General features: G+C 44.4%; 17 protein-coding genes. 8 read left to right on the top strand and 9 right to left on the bottom strand.

What is annotated here, in order from left to right; translation table 11 throughout:
- Positions 1-11: 11 nt before the first annotated feature.
- Positions 12-416: a hypothetical protein gene (locus tag JWG44_RS11020; protein ID WP_205275006.1), complete on the top strand. Its 405-nt coding sequence runs from the start codon at positions 12-14 to the stop codon at positions 414-416.
- A gap of 564 nt (positions 417-980) precedes the next feature.
- Positions 981-1,124 carry a hypothetical protein gene (locus JWG44_RS11015; protein ID WP_205275005.1) on the top strand — a complete coding sequence of 48 codons (144 nt, stop codon included), beginning with the start codon at positions 981-983 and terminating at the stop codon, positions 1,122-1,124.
- 61 nt (positions 1,125-1,185) lie between these two features.
- Here the strand turns inward: JWG44_RS11015 and JWG44_RS11010 are convergent, their stop codons facing one another.
- The gene (locus tag JWG44_RS11010) at positions 1,186-1,590 is read right to left on the bottom strand and encodes a 6-carboxytetrahydropterin synthase (RefSeq protein WP_205275004.1); all 405 of its coding nucleotides are present in this window, start codon (positions 1,588-1,590) and stop codon (positions 1,186-1,188) included.
- Between the two features lie 166 nt (positions 1,591-1,756).
- On the opposite strand from JWG44_RS11010, the gene JWG44_RS11005 reads away from it, so the two are divergent.
- Complete coding sequence (locus JWG44_RS11005; protein ID WP_069607990.1) at positions 1,757-1,984, top strand: DUF1858 domain-containing protein; 228 nt, start codon at positions 1,757-1,759, stop codon at positions 1,982-1,984.
- A 211-nt stretch (positions 1,985-2,195) separates the two neighbouring features.
- On the opposite strand, the gene JWG44_RS11000 is transcribed toward JWG44_RS11005, so the two are convergent.
- Positions 2,196-3,164, bottom strand: coding sequence for a GGDEF domain-containing protein (locus JWG44_RS11000; RefSeq protein WP_205275003.1), 969 nt, complete (start codon positions 3,162-3,164; stop codon positions 2,196-2,198).
- A gap of 335 nt (positions 3,165-3,499) precedes the next feature.
- On the opposite strand from JWG44_RS11000, the gene JWG44_RS10995 reads away from it, so the two are divergent.
- Positions 3,500-4,246 carry a hypothetical protein gene (locus JWG44_RS10995; protein WP_205275002.1) on the top strand — a complete coding sequence of 249 codons (747 nt, stop codon included), beginning with the start codon at positions 3,500-3,502 and terminating at the stop codon, positions 4,244-4,246.
- On the opposite strand, the gene JWG44_RS10990 is transcribed toward JWG44_RS10995, so the two are convergent.
- The 6 genes from JWG44_RS10990 to JWG44_RS10965 form a co-directional block, all read right to left on the bottom strand.
- A complete protein-coding gene (locus JWG44_RS10990) occupies positions 4,238-5,053 on the bottom strand; it encodes a hypothetical protein (RefSeq protein WP_205275001.1) in 816 nt (271 codons plus the stop codon). The two genes, JWG44_RS10995 and JWG44_RS10990, sit on opposite strands and share 9 nt — an antisense overlap.
- 672 nt (positions 5,054-5,725) lie before the next feature.
- The gene (rodA, locus tag JWG44_RS10985; protein WP_205275000.1) at positions 5,726-7,231 is read right to left on the bottom strand and encodes a rod shape-determining protein RodA; all 1,506 of its coding nucleotides are present in this window, start codon (positions 7,229-7,231) and stop codon (positions 5,726-5,728) included.
- Positions 7,218-9,167, bottom strand: coding sequence for a penicillin-binding protein 2 (gene mrdA / locus JWG44_RS10980; RefSeq protein WP_205274999.1), 1,950 nt, complete (start codon positions 9,165-9,167; stop codon positions 7,218-7,220). The genes rodA and mrdA overlap by 14 nt, the downstream gene beginning before the upstream one ends.
- 1 nt (position 9,168) lies before the next feature.
- The gene (mreD, locus tag JWG44_RS10975) at positions 9,169-9,681 is read right to left on the bottom strand and encodes a rod shape-determining protein MreD (protein ID WP_118970288.1); all 513 of its coding nucleotides are present in this window, start codon (positions 9,679-9,681) and stop codon (positions 9,169-9,171) included.
- Complete coding sequence (mreC, locus tag JWG44_RS10970) at positions 9,678-10,787, bottom strand: rod shape-determining protein MreC (protein WP_205274998.1); 1,110 nt, start codon at positions 10,785-10,787, stop codon at positions 9,678-9,680. The genes mreD and mreC overlap by 4 nt, the downstream gene beginning before the upstream one ends.
- 82 nt (positions 10,788-10,869) lie before the next feature.
- Positions 10,870-11,892, bottom strand: a complete 1,023-nt coding sequence (locus JWG44_RS10965; RefSeq protein WP_010574148.1) for a rod shape-determining protein — start codon at positions 11,890-11,892, stop codon at positions 10,870-10,872.
- A gap of 190 nt (positions 11,893-12,082) precedes the next feature.
- Between JWG44_RS10965 and JWG44_RS10960 the strand changes: the two genes are divergently transcribed.
- The 4 genes from JWG44_RS10960 (at position 12,083) to JWG44_RS10945 (ending at position 16,264) form a co-directional block, all read left to right on the top strand.
- On the top strand, positions 12,083-13,645 hold the full coding sequence (locus JWG44_RS10960) for a Ppx/GppA phosphatase family protein (RefSeq protein WP_205274997.1): 1,563 nt from the start codon (positions 12,083-12,085) through the stop codon (positions 13,643-13,645).
- Between the two features lie 91 nt (positions 13,646-13,736).
- Entirely contained in the window at positions 13,737-14,423 is a 687-nt protein-coding gene (locus tag JWG44_RS10955; RefSeq protein WP_205274996.1) for a DUF1361 domain-containing protein, read from the top strand.
- Between the two features lie 377 nt (positions 14,424-14,800).
- Positions 14,801-15,334, top strand: a complete 534-nt coding sequence (locus JWG44_RS10950) for a hypothetical protein (protein ID WP_205274995.1) — start codon at positions 14,801-14,803, stop codon at positions 15,332-15,334.
- 240 nt (positions 15,335-15,574) lie between these two features.
- Positions 15,575-16,264 (top strand): DNA alkylation repair protein, encoded by a 690-nt coding sequence (locus tag JWG44_RS10945; protein ID WP_232371604.1) that lies wholly within the window; start codon positions 15,575-15,577, stop codon positions 16,262-16,264.
- 158 nt (positions 16,265-16,422) lie between these two features.
- Here JWG44_RS10945 and JWG44_RS10940 read toward each other — a convergent pair whose 3' ends face one another.
- Positions 16,423-17,541, bottom strand: a complete 1,119-nt coding sequence (locus JWG44_RS10940; RefSeq protein WP_205274993.1) for a hypothetical protein — start codon at positions 17,539-17,541, stop codon at positions 16,423-16,425.
- Positions 17,542-17,625 lie beyond the last annotated feature (84 nt).

The following is a 17,625-nucleotide window of genomic DNA, read 5'->3' as shown; positions in this document are numbered from 1 at the left end:
AGAATACTCCATTGAACTCATTTGAACATATCCACGCGGCCGAAATCATTCTCATCGTCTCCGGAATTCTCTACACGCTTCACGGCCTGATTCATCAATTGATCGTAGGAGCCGCAGTCGGATTCTTTCAATTTCCGGATGAAAGACAATCTCGTTTGATTCTTATGATGTGGATCGCAACCGGGGCCTTTATGAGTTTTTTGGGCTTTCTTCCTTCGATTCTGATCTTATTCTACGGTCCACAACCTGCGGTAGTCGCCACCTTGATCACCGAAACCGTCGCGATCGGTTTTCTTTCCCTGCATATCTTTCTGTCCGGTTACAAAACCCACACAAAACCGGTGAAGATCGGATTCTTCTTTAGTCTTGGATTTACTTTTATACTCGCGGGTTATCTTCTCTCCTTAAAATTCTAAGCGGAAGAATGGGATCTCCCGCGAAGGAACGCCTTCACCTTTTTCGGAAAAAGGAAAGAAATCGAAATTCGTTCGAAGGAAACTCCGAGCCTGAATCTTGATCAATCATTCCTTACAAAACAACCAGTTGTTTTGTAAGGAAGTAAGGATTTCTCAACGCAACTCTTTAACGGATTTACGTTCGTTCCAGTAGTTGCTTAATCTTTAAAAAAATCTGTCGTAACAACGACAATTTTTCTGTGAAAGAGGCGCGCCCCACCCTGATTGGGTCATAACCTTACCCACAAAGTTAAAAAAGCGATTTCGAATGAAGTAGTATCCCAGTATGACTTTTTGTAGGAGTTCCTACAAGAGTTTCGAGAGAGAATATTCCTTGCAAAGTTTTAATTCTGTGATATAGGAAAATCTCCCGGAGTTTTCCCGCCACCCGCCCCTCCACCCAAAATTTCAGGGCGGGGCTTTCGTTTAACGGAGGACTGTCGTTGTTACGACAGATTTTTCTTAAGATTCAAAGAACTTTGTGGGTAAGGTTTTGCTGATTGGGTGGAGAGGTAGAATAACTCAATGCAACGCTCTCTAAGGATCGCGTCGCAGGGAAAAAATCGGCAAAGTTTGCTCTATCATAAAATCAGTATTTTGCAAGTAAAAAGTCTGGAATGTAGGAACTCCGACAAAGATTCCGATTGGGATCTTTTAGATTCTCAATAGTTTGCCCAATTCGTTGGGAACCAAATGCAAAACTCAACGTCTCGCACTCTCTGGATCCTTCTCACTCAACCGGCTCAAAATAGGCGAGGTTTTCGGGGCCTTCATGAATCACGATTCGATCGACTTTACCGCCGGCGGAATGGACGCTTTCTTTGAGATAGTGATAAAACCAGCGGGCGATATTTTCCGAGGTCGGATTGATCTTCTTAAATTCTTCCAGATCGTTGATGAGAATGTGATCGAGCTTTCCCACGAGTTCTTTGAGTTTCCGTTTGGAAGTGAGAAAATCAAAGCTGATCCCGTCTTCCCCGATGTTCTTTTTTCCCGAGAGAAAAAGTTCCACCTTCCAGGAATGGCCGTGGATGGGTTCGTCGGAACCGTCCGGAAAATACCGGTAAAGGTAATGGGAGGATTCAAATCTTTCCTCGATACGAATGTAAAATCTTCCGGTTTCTTCAAAAAACATAGCTCTTGACTTTCTTTCCCAGGTCTATATATTGGAAGCTACTGCACTGGAGAGACATTTCCTCAAGGAAACGAGATTCTCAACCGGTCGATTTCGCCGTTTTAGCAGGAGCAAAATACTTCGCGAAAAACTTTCCCTGCGGGTATTTTAGTGATAGGAGATATTCATGACAGAAGTGGTCAAGCCAAGATTTTATAAGGAAATGACAGTGGGTGAGGCCATGTCCGTTCACCCGGAAGCGGGGCTTGTTTTTTCAAGCTACCATTTGGGAGGATGTTCTCACTGTTCCATCAACGAACTCGAAACCATCGAGCAAGTTTGTATGGGATACGGTGTGGAAGTGGAAGTTCTCGTGGAAAGTCTGAACAACCTCCTCGAAGATTCCGAAGACTAAGTTCTTTTCCTATCTCCCGGAGAACTTTTCTCCGGGAATTTCATCTCGCGTTTTCAAATTATTATCGTAGACGCCGCATTTCTTTTTACCCACATTTATATCTCTTTTTTTAAAGAATCAAATTTGAATTCAATTCTTTGATTTTCCAAAACCCGCTTTTCAATCGGAACTCTAACTCTTCTCAGCGGGAATGTCCGAATTTCAGAGTTTTCTAATGTAGCTCCGAGTAAGGTGTAGAATTTCCATTCACAATATCTAAAACGTGCGCGACTTGATTTCTTCCGTTTGTTTTCGAATGATAGAGAGCCTGATCCGCTTCTTGGATCAATTGGATCGAAAAATTCGAATTTTCGATCTTTGAATGTTTGTCGAAACAAACCGAGGTCGCTCCCACGCTGATCGTAATTTGTCTTTTATCCCAAATATAATTTAACACTGATCGAATCAACGTTTCGGCCATTTCCACGGATTCTTTTTTGGGTGTATTCGGCAATAATACTATAAATTCTTCGCCTCCGTAGCGAGCCGGAATGCCTTTGTTTCGGAGGGTATTCGTCAAAATAAAAGCCAAATCAACCAGCACTTGGTCACCGGCCGGATGACCGTATTGATCGTTATATGCCTTGAAATGATCCACATCAATCAGAAGTAAGGACAAAAAGCCTTCCTTAGAACTGGTCTGAACGATCCAGTGATTCAGATCTTTATTAAACGACCTTCTATTTTTCAATTTTGTAAGAGGATCCGTAGAAGCTTGTTCAAACAACAATTCGTTCGCTTCCTTTAGTTCCAAGGCAAGCTGACTGATTCTTCGATTTGATTCCACGAGTTCGGTTATATCCCTACCGGTCGAGAAGATCAAACCGGTTTCAAGATCGGGATAAGCGGTCCAAGAAAAATGTTTATAACTTCCGTCCAAACATTTCACTCGGTGCTGTACCGAAAGATTCGGCGTCCCTACGTTTAGCTCCGCGAACTCCGTTAGGAACAATGGTAAATCATCCGGATGTACTAAATGAAAAGGATTTGTCCCAATTACGTCTTGGTCTTTCCATCCTAAAAGCCGCTCAAAGGCCGGATTTACGGAGATCACAATTCCATCGGACATTCGTTGAATCGCAAACAAATCGAGAGAATAATTATAAAATTTTTTCAAATAAATCTCGTCTTGAAGCTCCAAAAATTTCACCTCTTATGGATACGTTGTTACAAATGATGGATTTCTATTTTCTTTCAAAATTTTTTAGTAAAAGAATGAAGAATTGCACTCAAAGCAGATCTTATTCTTTTACTAAATGATTCTTCGAATTTCATCCATCCATTCGTTAGAATAAATTCACACTGCTAACTTTTAGGAAGGTCAAGTTAAAAAGAATATTTCTATCAATCTCTAAACCATCACGTTATAAATCGAATTCACTCCGTTTGATGACTGCAATCAAAGGTTTCACTTTGAAATCAGATCGTTTTTTTATAAGACTTGCCTTTCATTTCGAATGTAAAAATGTTTATGTTATGAAATCAAAATTTTCATTCTTTCTTCTTTACATCCTCATTCAATCATCCTTATACCCGCTCACTCCAAAGGCCTTCACGATCGAAGTCTTCGTTCCTCTCTGCAACGGAGCACAACTCGCTTGCGGAAAAGGAAAGGCCGGAGACCCCCGCTCCTTGGAGGGGAATCTTTACTGGGGCGCGGCTTTCGGAGCGGAATCCTTTTTAAAAAAAGCCGACGGCTTTAAAGTTGTAGAAAAAAAAGACGGAAATTTCTCCTCTTCTATTTTAAGAAATTTGCTTTTAGAAAGAACTCCGAAAAAAGGAGAGACAAAAGTGATTCTTAACATACGCGCGTATGCGGGAGATAGGATCGACGACGCGTTAGTCGATTTTTTGAACGCCGCCGGAAACTCGAATTCGAACTCGGATCTGATAGTTTGGGTAGGTCACGATCGTCTGATGGATCGTTTCCCTCCGGAAATACAAAGACTTAAATCGGCTTCTTCCAAACCGGTTGTGGTCCTCGCCTGCGAAAGTGAAAAGTATTTCGGTCCCGTGCTTCGCTCTTTGTACGTTCCACAAGTCGCGATGACAAAAACGTTTATGGCTCCGGAAGCCTATTTGCTGGAGGCGTTAGCTGCCACCGTTGCAAAGTCCGGTTTGAAGGATAAAAAGGCGATTCGATCCTCTCTTGTTGCGGCCTATGCAAAATATCAGAGGATTTCCATAAGAGCGGCCGGAACCGTTTTTTCGAAGTTAGATTGAGTTTATTTCGGAAGGAATATAATAGTAACGAATACCGGCCTTTCTAAAAAAATTCCGGATTCTACTTTTCTTTCCGAAAACATCCGAATTTTCGATGGGCTTGAGTCCTTTTCGGAACGTTCCTTCGTTGAGCTGGACGATTTCGCCTAACGCGTCAAAACGATAGAATTCAAAACCGTTATCCCTTTTGAGTGCAAGAAGACTCATCGTCAAAAAACTTTCAGTTCTGTATTCCTCTTCCGAAAGTCCGTAAACTGCAGCGCTCGGAAAAATCCCGTGGACCGTGCCCTTGTATTCCACCGTGTTTTTTCTCCGATCCAAATCCTTGAGAATCGTATAAGAAGAATGGTCCGTGATAAAATAGATAGTTCCGCAGCGAAAGGTGATGTATTGTTTTCCTTTTTGATTCGTGGAAGAAGGAAGTACGACTCCGGAAGAAATCATATCTCCGGGAGAATAGTGATTCCCCGCGATTTTTTCGAGACGGTTCTTGAGAGTTTCATCCAAAAACTCAACCGAATCCGTACGTTTCATCTTTCCGAGTTGATGAAAGATCCGATCAAATTCGTTTTTTTCGTAAACCTTGCTTTTTACAAAAGTATCCAATTGTTTTTTTAAGGATTTGAGCCGGATCTGAAAGTAAGGAGAATCGTTTTTTCCGGCAAGATGGAACATATCTTCCCAAAGTGTTTCCAATTCCCGGATCTCGTCCTTTTGGTCAAAGGTCTTTTTTTCCACTTCTTCCAAAATGGATTCGAACTTGTGTTTTAGATCAAAGAAGAATCGAGAGTCTTTTACCGGATCCATAGAAGTATTTTTATTATCGGCTCTTTATAAGAATTTTCTGAGACAATTGATCTTCACAAAACGTCTTTGTTTCTGCCTTTCTCAAAGTTTCTGTCCAGTCCGAAAACGAAGGAGTTCCTACTTTTTACGGATCTTACTTCAGCCTAAATCGGAATGGGTGCGATGTCCTTCGGAGGAACAAACTTGATTCGCCGTATTTTCCATCCAATGCAATTGGAAGGCCGGGTTTAAACGGCTTTTCATAATAAGACTTTTTCGAATGAAAGGAAATCCAAAGCGGTAGGGATACGGAAGGCGCGAAGCGTCCTTTACAAGTTTGGATCCACTGGGAGCGGTAAAGATTTCGTTTAATGTCTCGCTTCCGAACTCAAGATATAGTTCCCTACGAGTCACTCAATCCGACAACGGCCGCTCGCTTGGCTCGCTGAACTCAGTGCCGATGCTTCCTATGGGGCGCAACGGCCGCTCGCTTGGCTTGCTGAACTCAGTGCCGATGCTTCCTATGGGGCGCAACGGCCGCTCGCTTGGCTCGCTGAACTCAGTGCCGATGCTTCCTATGGGGCGCAACGGCAGGGTGAGCACGAAGTGCGAGCCTGAAGTCAGCCCGGTCCGCTCCTTTTTAGTAGGAAACTTTTTCTTGGGAACATTCGAGCGGAACCGCCCAAACCCAAATCAGTTTGCGTGTTTCCGGCTTTTGATCGAAAGAATGATTCCCACCGCGGTCATCGACATGATCAAATGTGATCCTCCGTAACTCATAAACGACAATGGAATTCCAGTCACCGGCATAAGTCCGATCACGATTCCTATGTTGATCGCCATGTGATAAAAAAGAAGAGCGACAATCCCGGACGCAAGCAAGGATCCGAATCGATCCTTACTTTCATAGCTGATCTGAAGACCGCGCAACGGAATCGAAAATAAAAAGAATAACAAGAATACCGATCCTAAAAATCCCGTCTGTTCCGCCCAAGAAGCGAAGATAAAGTCCGTGCTCGATTCCGGAACGTGAGGGATTCTTCCTTCGGTCATTTCGGCGTTCATAAGACCTTTTCCGAAAAATCTTCCCGAACCGACTGCGGGTTTGGACGCGCGTAGTTGATATCCCGCGCCCTGTTTGAATTCTTCGGGATTTAAGAATGCGGTCAATCGTACGACCTGGTTCTCACGAAAAGGAACGGTCTTCATCACTACTACCGCCGAAATCAAGCTGATCCCTAAGATTCCTAGCGGAATATAATATTGTCTTAATGTTCTACTTCCCCTCGCGATCCGGATTCCCACCATCACGAGACTCGCGAGTAAAAAGATTCCTCCGAACGTGAGAAGCAACTTCTGATTGGAAAAAATCTTAAAGAAGAATCCGCCTTCCAGTTCGACGACCTGATCCACCACTTCTCGAAGAGCGTTTAACGTCTTTGGGGTCAAGTTCGCGGCTTTCAGATCCTTTCCGTCTAGCGCGAGCCAGATCTTTCCTCCGAGCCGATTGACCACGGAAAGAAGATCGGTCTTTCCCGTTCTCTGCAAAAATTCGGTGATATCGTTGATCAGAGTCAGTCTGGAATATTCCACAAACATCGGAATCATCAGCGTAATTCCGCCTAACGTCAAAAGGGAACCTATATGAAGGATATCCGCTCCTCCTAAAAAGAGCATCGTAAAAAGAATCGGTAAAAAGGAAACCGCAGTTCCGAAGTCGGGCTGCAGAAGAATAAAGATCATCGGCACGATTACGATCACGAACGGAATCGAAAGAACGGCGATGTTCTTCATATCCTTTTCCTTCAAGACCATAAACTGCCCCAGAAGAATCACGGTGGACAACTTCGCAAACTCGGACGCCTGGATCCCGATCGGGCCCAGCTTCAACCAGGAACGCGCTCCCCTCCCCGAAGGTAAATGCCCGATTCCGGGAATCAGAGTGATCATCAAAAGAAATACCGTAAACACGTAGATGACGATCGCATAGGCGCCTAACAACTGATAGTTGATCCGGGATACGAAATACATGATCACAAGACCGAGGATAAAATAAAAGAGCTGTCTATACCACTTCCCGGGTCCGTCTTCGAAGTTGACCTCTTGGCTATACAGAGTTAACACGCTGCAAAGAACGACGATCACGACGGAGATTACCAAAAAGTAATCTATCTTTTCTATCGACTTATCTGGCTTCAAGAGATTCCTCCTGTCCTGCCGTCGGCGAAGAAGGCGGAGCTACGTCCTGTGATTTTTTGAACGTTCCCGGAGGAAACGCCGCGTGAAACATTTCTCTCGCGACGGGCGCGGCCCCTGCGGCTCCACCCACTCCGTATTCCACGAAAACAACAATTAACACCTGTTCGCTGGCGGGCGCGTTCGCGGGTGCATAACCCACAAACCACGCGTGGTTGGATCCGGAGGCCCCTCTTCTTCTTGTCTGAGCCGTTCCCGTTTTTCCCGCGATATCGGGTAAGAACGGTTTGTTCAACACATAGGCGGCGGTTCCGCTTTTGACCACGAGTTTTAATCCTTCTTTGATCGCTTCCGCAGAAGATTGATTGATCGGAATGTCCTTTAAAATCTGAGGAGTCGTCCGATTGATGATCGAGTTGTCCACGGGATCCCGAATCTCACTCACGACATAGGGTTGATAGATCTGTCCCCGATTGAGAAGTCCCATGTAGAACATCGCCATTCCCATCGGAGTCGAAGAAATAAATCCCTGTCCGATCGACAAGTTGATCGTATCTCCGTCGAACCACTTGGTTCCGTAAGTCCTTTTTTTCCACGCGGACGAAGGAACAAAACCCGTGATCTCTCCGGGAAGATCGACCTTGGATTTACTATCCAATCCGAAAAGTCGAGAGTAGTTGAGAATCGCGTCCGACCCAAGTTTGTATCCGAGATTGTAAAAATAAACAGAACAGGATTTCTGAAGGGCGTGCGCGAGATCGTTTGTCCCGTGACCGCCCTTCTCCCAACACATAAAAACCTGGTCGGGAACTCCCGCAAACGTGGACTTCAACACAAAACTTCCGTTACACGAATAGGAGGTTTCCGGAGTATAACCGATCTTGTGCTGACTTTCCAAGGCCGCAAGCGCGACTAACGTCTTATACGTGGAAGCCGGCGGAAACTTGGACTGGATCGCAAGATTTAAAAATCCGCCGTTGTCCTTGACTCTTTTAAAATGACTCGTTCGATCCGCTTTATTTTTTCCCGAAAGAACATTCGGGTCGTAACTTGGATTGGAAGCCATCGCGAGAATTTCACCGGTTGCGACCTTGATCGCAATCGCGGTCCCTCTGCTTCCTTTCAAAGCCTTGTGAGCGGCGATCTGAATATCCTTGTCGATGGTAAGAATCAAATTGTTTCCGGGAGAAGAATGTTCTACTACCCTTTCTTCTTCGATATTGCCTTCGGAACTTCTTTTCTGGATTCTAAAACCGTCGAGCCCCCTGAGTTCGGAATCGTATTCCAATTCCAATCCGTTTTTTCCGAGGAATTGATACGACTTGATTTCTCCCGCAATTAGATCGTCTCGGGTCGGTTTTCCGATATAACCCGTAACGTGTGCGAGAGCGGGCCCCATCTTGTAAATTCTTCTCGGAGAAGGAAGAAGAATGATGTATTTGGATATATTATCGAATACTGATATTCTTTCCTGTTGAGCGGTCGTGATCCCTTCCAAAAGGACGATCGGTTTTTTCGACTTCAAGTTTCTGGAGAATCTGGGTTCTATGAGTTCGTCTTCATAATACGAAATCGGAATCGAAAGTGTTCTCGCAAATTCGTGGATAAACGCTTTTACGGTCGCGGGATCGTATTTAAAAAGGGAAGTATTTAGGATCGCATCCAAGGAAGAATAATTGGAGACAAGCGCCATCGAAGTTTCCGGTGTGAGGAAGTTTCGATCGAACATCTGTCCTCGAGCCGCGGGCATGATCTCGCTCTTTCTTACAAACTTCTCCGCTTTGAGGGCGTTGTCGGTTCCGTTGAAAATCTGAAGATTGAATAGCTGAAAGATAAACGCGCCTAACGTGAAAACTACCAACCCCGAAAAGATATACAATCGAACGCGGAAATTTCTCTCAAGACGGTATTCCGTCGCCGACTGAGCTCCGCCTAACAACTTACGCGTCCCCCATATGATCCAATTGATAGATCCAGGTCAGAGCGTAGAAAAATGCCGGTGCGATGAGCGCGTTGAAGATGGAAGTAAAAAATAAGGAATAACTCATATTCTCGTGAAAGAAAAGGGAGAATAGATAATACGTAGCGACTCTTGTGATAAACGTGATGAGCAAAGAATAGATCGTGATGGAAAGATAATTCTCATGATACGCCGAACGTGCGAACTTTCCGACCAAATATCCGATCAGACAAAACGTCAAAGAATGAAGTCCGATCTTGTATGCGACCACATTCCCCGAAGTGATTTCTCCTCCGAGCCCGGAGTCCGTCAAAAGTCCTCCGAAAAAACCGATCCAAAGACCGTAGAGCGGTCCCCTTCTCAGCGCAAAAAACAATACGAGAAGAATCATAAAGTCCGGTTTGATCGCGGATCCGATCTCGAAAAGATTCGATCCGTTTAAAAAGTGTGCGATCAGAATTCCGACCGCGATGACGAGTTTTTCTAAGATCATTGTAAATCATCCTCGCTCGGAGGAAGGGACGGATTTTTAGGAACGTTTGTCTGCGGCTTATTTCCGTTAGGCGATAAAGGATTTTTGGATGAATTCTCTTTGAGAAGTTTTTCTTCTCCCGGATAATTGAGTTCCCCGAAATAAGGATTTTCGATCGTGATGTTCTGTCCTTCCGGCCAAGTCTCGAGCCATTTTTCGGGAAGTTTCAAAAGGATCGTCACGCTCTCGAGCATTTCGAAACGTACAAAAGGTTTGAGATACGCGCTTTTAAAACTTCCGTTGCGCGGACCTTCTTCCGTGATCACTCCGACGGGAATTCCCGCAGGAAACACACCGCCGCCTCCGGATGTATAAACCGGTTTGCCGATCTTGCTCAAGGACTCCGTGTACTGAATCATCTCGCTCGGTCCCATCGGATATTCTCCAAAAACCCTCGGATCGATGATGATCCCGCTATCGATATAATTCAAAAGGGCTTCCGTTCCTCTTCCGGAGTTTCCGGAAAGATTGGCCCAGAGATTGGTATCGGGCATCGAAATCCCCATGTTGAAGTTGGAGTTGATCAACGGTTGGACGACCGCAGATCCGCCGGTAACGGCGATTACTTTTCCGACTAACGCTTCTATGATGGCGCCTTTTTGATCCACGGCTCTCGCGGTCACGGGCATATACGGTTTGATTCCCGCGTCGGCGCCTTTGTCGATGATGATGGTTCTATAGATGGAGTTCAGACGAACCGATAAAACTTCGGCTTTGAGACTTGTATATTTCTGACGGCTCTGAAAACGAAGTTCTTTTCGAAGGGAATCATTCTCACGATTTGCTTTTTCCAAATCTTGAGGAAGAAGTTTGTAGTCTTCCATGACCGCGACGCAGGAATCCCTTTCCTTTCGAACGGTTTCAAAAGATTCCAACTTGTTGTATGCGCCTTTGAAAAATCCGCCGAAGGAATCGATGGATCCGGAAACGATATCGCCTACTCTTTGAAAGCTCGCGATCCCGCGAACGATTACGTTACTTCTGAATGTTAGGGAAAGAATGGAGAATAAAACACAAAAGAGGAGTGAGACCGTCTCTTTGCTTCGACTGAGTTGAAACCATAACATCGAATCTTCTTTTGCACTCCCGGCTTTCGATCCGGAACGGGAAATCGCTCCGGATTCTTAAACGTGTTCTTTTAGGAACTTCTTAGCGGATTCCCGGTTTGATGTATTTCAACTCGTCGAGATACTTTCCGGTTCCGAGAACCACACAGGTCAAAGGGTTCTCCGCACGGAAAACCGGAACTCCGGTTTCTTTGGAAAGATAAGTTTCTAGTCCGCGAAGAAGGCAACCGCCTCCGGTAAGGACGATTCCTCTTTCCACGATATCCGATGCGAGCTCGGGCGGAGTTCTTTCCAGAACTCGTTTGATTCCGTCTAAGATTTCGTCTGTCGGTTCTTTGAGAGCCTTTCTGATTTCATTGGATTCCAATTCTAAAGTTCTCGGAAGTCCGGAGATCGCATCCCTACCGCGCACTTCCATCGTTTCCGCTTTCTTTTCCGGATATGCGTTTCCGATCGTAAGTTTGATGTCTTCCGCGGTTCTTTCCCCAACGACCAGGTTGTATTGGTTTCTGAGATATTTGATGATGGCTTCGTCAAACTCGTCTCCACCCGTACGAATGGATTCCGCGATTACCATTCCCCCGAGAGAGATCACCGCGATTTCCGTCGTCCCGCCGCCGATATCGACGATCATGTTTCCGGCGGGTTCGTTGATCGGAATGTTGGCTCCGATCGCCGCGGCCAACGCTTCTTCGATTAAGAAAATTTCTCTCGCACCCGCTTGTTCTGCGGATTCACGAACGGCGCGTCTTTCGACCTCGGTGATTCCGGACGGAACTCCGATCACGATTCTCGGTTTTACGAAAGTTGTGCGGTTATGCACCTTCGCGATAAAATAACGAATCATCTTTTCCACGGTTTCGAAGTCGGCGATCACACCGTCTTTCATCGGACGGATCGCTACGATCTCACCCGGGGTTCTACCCAACATCCGTTTTGCTTCCTGCCCTACTGCGAGCACCTTTCCGGTCGCCGCATGAACCGCAACTACAGATGGCTCCGAAAGAACGATCCCTTGTCCTTTCACATGCACCAGTGTATTTGCCGTCCCCAGGTCAATTCCCATATCATTGGAAAACAGGGCATAGAGATTATCAAATATCATTTCGTGTACCTTTCAACCGCGGAGGTTATTTATCTTTATTATCTGTTAAAACCGGGAATTCCTGCAGAACTTTCCTATTTGAACGGTTTCAATAATTTCAACGGTTGGGTTCCCGGCAACTGCAAAACAAAAAAATCAGAAAACAAATTAAGCTGGATTCGATTTTAACCGGCAAACAATCTGTTCAACCATGGTTCAGGAAAAACCTCTCGCCGCCATCGATCTAGGCACCAATTCATTCCACATGATCATCGTTCGGGTTCGGGCTAACGGAACATTCGAAGCCATCGCCCGAGAAAAAGAATCGGTGCGTTTAGGCAATCGCCTGCAAGAAGGCGGAGGAATCGATTCCGACTCTTTCAAACGCGGCATCGATTGTCTCAAACGATTTAAGGTTCTTGCGGAAAACGCGGGCGCCGAGGTCAGAGCGGTAGCCACAAGCGCGCTCAGAGAAGCATCCAATCAGGAAGAATTCTTAGAAGCCGCTTACCAAGACGCCGGTATCTCCATCGACGTTGTGAGCGGTTATGAAGAAGCCCGTTTGATCTATTTCGGTATCCTACAAGGCATCCCAGTCTTCGATCGAAAGATCATGATGATCGATATCGGGGGCGGTAGTACGGAAATTCTCGTAGGACACAGAGGGAACATACTCTTTTCAAAAAGTTTTAAGTTGGGCGCCATCCGTCTGACCGAAAAATTTTTCAAAGAAGAAACGTTGTCCAACTCGGACATTCGAAAGTGCAGACTTCATATCGAAGAAATGCTTCTTCCGTTTCGCAAAATTCTCAGAGATCTAAAACCCGACCTCGTCGTGGGTTCTTCCGGAACGATCCAGGCAATCGCGGAAATGATTCTCGCTTCCAGAGGGGAAACCGAAGAAATCTCTTTGAATAATTTCGAATTCTCCACACCCGAATTTAAGAGGATGAGAAACCTCATCTTAGAAGCCGACACTTCCAAAAAGAGGGCCAAGATTCCCGGATTGGACGCAAAACGTGCGGATATCATCGTCGGAGGAACACTCATCTTGGAGGAGGTTTTCGACCTCGCAAACGTACAAAGCCTTACGGTTTCGGAATTCGCTTTGAGGGAAGGGATCGTCTACGATACGATTCGGAAATGGGAACACTTTGAGAATACAGAACATTCCAAACATCTCGACGATATCCGTCAGACTTCCGTTCACAACTTTATGCGCGCGTTTTCGAGAGACGAAGAATACTCAAGACACGTCGCCGATTTAAGTCTTCAGATATTCGATCAGTTAAAGGGGCTTCACAAACTCGGACAGGAACAAAGAGAACTTTTGGAAGCCGCTTCCCTGCTTCACGAAATCGGACAATCGATCTCGCATTCCGCTTATCACAAACACAGTTATTATATGATTCGAAATTCCGAAATGCTTCTGGGGTTTACGTTTTTAGAAATCGAAATCATCGCATTGACCGCGCGTTATCATAGAAAGAATACGCCTCGAATCAAACACAGGGAATACAGCCGGCTTTCGGAAAAAAATCAAACTCTCGTAAGACAACTTTCCGCGATCCTACGAATCAGTTCCGCTCTCAATCGAAACCGAGGCGGACTTGTTCCGAACATACTTTGCAACGTCGAAAAAAATCGAATTCGATTCGTATTAAAGACGAGCAAGGGATACGATCCTTCTCTGGAAATTTGGGCGGCCGAGGAACAAAAGCCCGCGTTTGAAGAAACATACGGATACGAGATAGAATTCGTCGCGGCTCCATAAGTTTTTTTCGATTTGGAACCGTAGAAGAATCCTTTGCGAAAAAGGAAACTTTCTTCAAAAAAAATAGGTCTCGAGGATTGTTAGAATCTGTATGATACTCAAACACGCCCCTTTGTTTCTTCCGCCTCTATCCTTATTCTTATCTTGTCTTCTGAGTCTCGTCCTAATCGAATTGAGAGTATCCATATCCGGAAAACAAAGTTATGTATTCCTAAAATGGAATTTAGTTTTAGCGTTGATCCCGGTTTGTATCGCCTATTTTCTTTTGTTCTATTATAAAATCCGCAAAAGATCGATCGATATCATTTTTGTATTTCTCGTTTTTGCTTGGCTCGTTTTCTTTCCCAATTCTCCATATATCGTTTCCGACTTTATCCACCTCAAACCCAAACCTGGAATCCCTCTTTGGTTCGACATCTTGCTCATTTTTTCATTCGCGTGGAACGGACTTTTTTCCGGATATTTATCTCTGAGAATCATCCACAACGTTTTTGACGATAAATTCAACGCGTTGATCAATTGGATGTTTGTCCTTACGATCGCTCCCCTCGCGGCATTGGGAGTTTATATCGGAAGATTTTACAGATGGAATTCTTGGGACATCATCACAAACCCGTTGGCGCTTTACGAAGATATGATGGAAATTTTCATTCGGATCCAAGGGAACCATAGACTCTTAGGAATTCTGATCCTGATGTCCATATCGATTTTTTTCGGATATTTGATCATCTATTCTCTGACTCGTTTTTCCTCCCATTTTAAGAAAAACGAGACCTAACAAAAAACTACGACCGCTCAAGTAGAAATCAAAACCGATCACGACTCGGAAAGTCCCGCCGAATTTTATTCCATTCTATAGAATTTGAACGATTCCAAAAAAGTGATCGTGTTCGAAGATTTGAATTTATGGGAGAAAGCCCGGAATCTAAAAAATCGAATCGAAGAGACGTTACGAAACATCTTATGACTTGAGAAACGGAAATCGAGTCAGCGTCTTGAAAATTTTGGACATTCACCCAGGATAAACAAAGAAACAGAATGAAGATCCATAAAAAGAGAGTGAGCGACCGAAAAGAAATCTTGAATTCTTAGAATGAAATGGAAAGATTTGTAGCGAAAGATCTTCAAAATGATCCCAAAAGAACATTCAAAAAAATGAATTCACCCATACCTGAAAAGTTATCGATTCGAAAAAAAAAGAATCGGACGATCCTTTCCTACGATAAATACGACCATTCCTCGCTCACGTTAATACCGGTTCTTCTTTACGTAATGGGAACCATCGTCGCAGGAATGATCGACTTCAAATCCTTGGACGAACTTTTGACCGCGTTTCTCATCTTAACGATTCCCGGATACGGTTTATACGTCGTCGCGGATCACTCCTTCAATTCCACGAACATCGCGATGGATCCGAATCGTTTTGTGATCTATGATTCCCCCATTCCGACGCGTTGTAGACAAATTTTTAAAAGAAAAGAGATCAAAGGGGTTTCCACAAAAACGTATACCATCGTATCTTCCGATTTTCCTTCCTCGGATTATTACAGCGTGTCCTTGGTTTTTTTCGATTCCAAAGAAGTTACGGTATTCCAAAAGATCGTAAACAAGGTTCACGCAAAAGCCATTCAAAAAATTCTGGAGGAAGAACTGAGTCTTTCCAAAAAAATCGTCTCCGATTTCGTTTAAACAAATTGCGCCTCGACAAATTCCTTGTTTTCCTATTTCTCAAACATCGTCGATCTTTTTGGATAGTTTCAACGATCTTCTCTGAGCATCTTCTTGAAATTTGGGTTGAAAGCGGAATTGAAATTCGGATTTACTGATTTTAAAAAGAGGAACGAAAGAGAATTTTCGTATGCAAATCCAATTTTGTGACACAAATCAAAAACCCAAAAAGGAACAAACAGAGTGAACGTAAAAGAGATCATGAAAGAACTGGAATCCATGGGTTCCGAAGGAGTAAAAAAGATCTTTCTCAATCACGGGGCCAGAGAACCACTTTTCGGAGTAAAGGTCGGCGATCTCAAAAAGATTCAGAAAAAAATAAAAAAGAACCACGCTCTTTCATTAGAACTTTATAATACTGGAAACGCGGACGCGATGTATCTCGCGGGATTGATCGCGGATGAAAAGGAGATTCAAAAAAAGGAGATTCAATCCTGGGTAAAAAACTCCGCTTCCCCGATGATCAGCGAATGTACCGTGGCTTGGATCGCGGCGGAAAGCGGATACGGATGGGAACTCGCAAAGGAATGGATCGATTCTCCCAAAGAAAGTATCGCCTCTTCCGGATGGAGCACATTCTCCAGTTTACTTTCGATCACGCCGGACGAAAAGATCGACTCCAAAGAAATTCAAAAACTTTTAAAAAGAGTAGAAACCACGATTCACAAATCTCAAAATCGAGTCAGGTATTGTATGAACGGATTTGTGATCGCGGCGGGCGGGTTCTATCCTCCACTCACGGAAGAGGTTTTGAAACTATCGAAAAAAATCGGCAAAGTAACCGTGATGATGGGAAAGACCGCGTGTAAGGTACCGGATGCCGAAGAAACCATTCTCAAAATGAAAAAGATGGGAAAGCTGGGAGCTAAAAAAAAAGAGGCTCGTTGTTAAGCGAAGAGTTTGGGCGCTCCCGCTCGATCCTCCTAAAAAAATAAAACACCGGTAACAATCGCGGGCCCGGCTTGTTCCGCGCTCCGGCTAACGCCTTCGGTCTCCTCGAAACGAGGAGACCGCTGACGCGCGCTCCACATCCGTAGCGCAGGAACTCCTTATTTCGAAGGCGATTCTGAAATTGAATTCAAAACTTCCCGACTCAAAACCGGGACGAGTTTTTTCATTCCGCAAGTATTCAAGTGAGTGTAATCTCCGAAATCGCTCTCTTGAAAATGATGACTACCTAATTTCCAATACGGAACTTCCTCTTCTATAAGAATCGATTCCCATAGAGACAATTGAGGCAACTTCGCCAGACGAGAATCAAAGTCCGGACGAAACGGAAGAGAAATAGCGAGAACTTTCACACCTCGCGATTGAAGATAACGAAACAATTCTTTCCAGGCCTTTAAGGAGGAAGATCTTGTCTTTTGTAAGGCGAGTTCGGCGTTTTGTGGTAAAATTTGGCCGTGAAAATTGGGAACACAAATGCCGTCGTAAGTCGTATAACGCGCCCAATCCATGTATCCCTTATTTTTAGAATATTCGGAATTCAGAAACTGATTCCTTTTTTGATTTGCGACCCATTTAACAAACGGATTTCCGGAAATCAAGTTTTCCATTTTATTTTCCGAATGACTGAACTCGTCCCCTTCACCCGCAATTTTGATCGCGGTCGACATGGAAGCGTTCAAACGAAGAAAAGGAAAAATTCTACCCAAAAGATAAAAAAGACCGGAAGAAAGATTTTTTAGATAAAAATTTCGAAACGTCGGCTCGAAAAATATCTCGGATTGGAAGGAATCATAGTTCAAAACAAGACTTCGATGAGCGCTTGCCACGTCCATATCCGATAAGGAGAAGACGGAACCGTTTACGATCACAAGAGCCGGCTTGAGCCTTATGATCCTTTCGTATTCTTTGTATCGAAGAAACATTCCTTCCGGCTGTTCGGAAGGGCGGGGTAAAAACCAGATGGGACGTTTTAACAAACGCTCCAATTCGACCGGGTTGACTCCGGAAAGAATCTGACTGTCTCCCAAAAAAACGATCGGAGCTTTTGTGTTAGAATGTTCCTCGTCCGTATAAAGATTCCGATCCAAACGGGAAAGTCGATCGTAGAGAAAGGAATTTTTTTCCTGAAAAGGTACCAGAAAGGGAAATAAAAACGTTTGGAGGAAAACGAGAAATCCGAAAAAAAGAACCCCGCTCAGTATTCTATTTTTATAACTCATAAAATCTAAGACAAAGATTCGTCTCAATCGATCCTTCGGGAAGACTGAGAATAGAAATCGAAATTTTTGTTCACCCGGCTTACC

Origin of the sequence: Leptospira ainazelensis, from assembly GCF_016918785.1 — a bacterium.
In the GTDB taxonomy this organism is placed as follows: domain Bacteria; phylum Spirochaetota; class Leptospiria; order Leptospirales; family Leptospiraceae; genus Leptospira; species Leptospira ainazelensis.
This window is presented reverse-complemented; position numbering and strand designations above follow the sequence as displayed.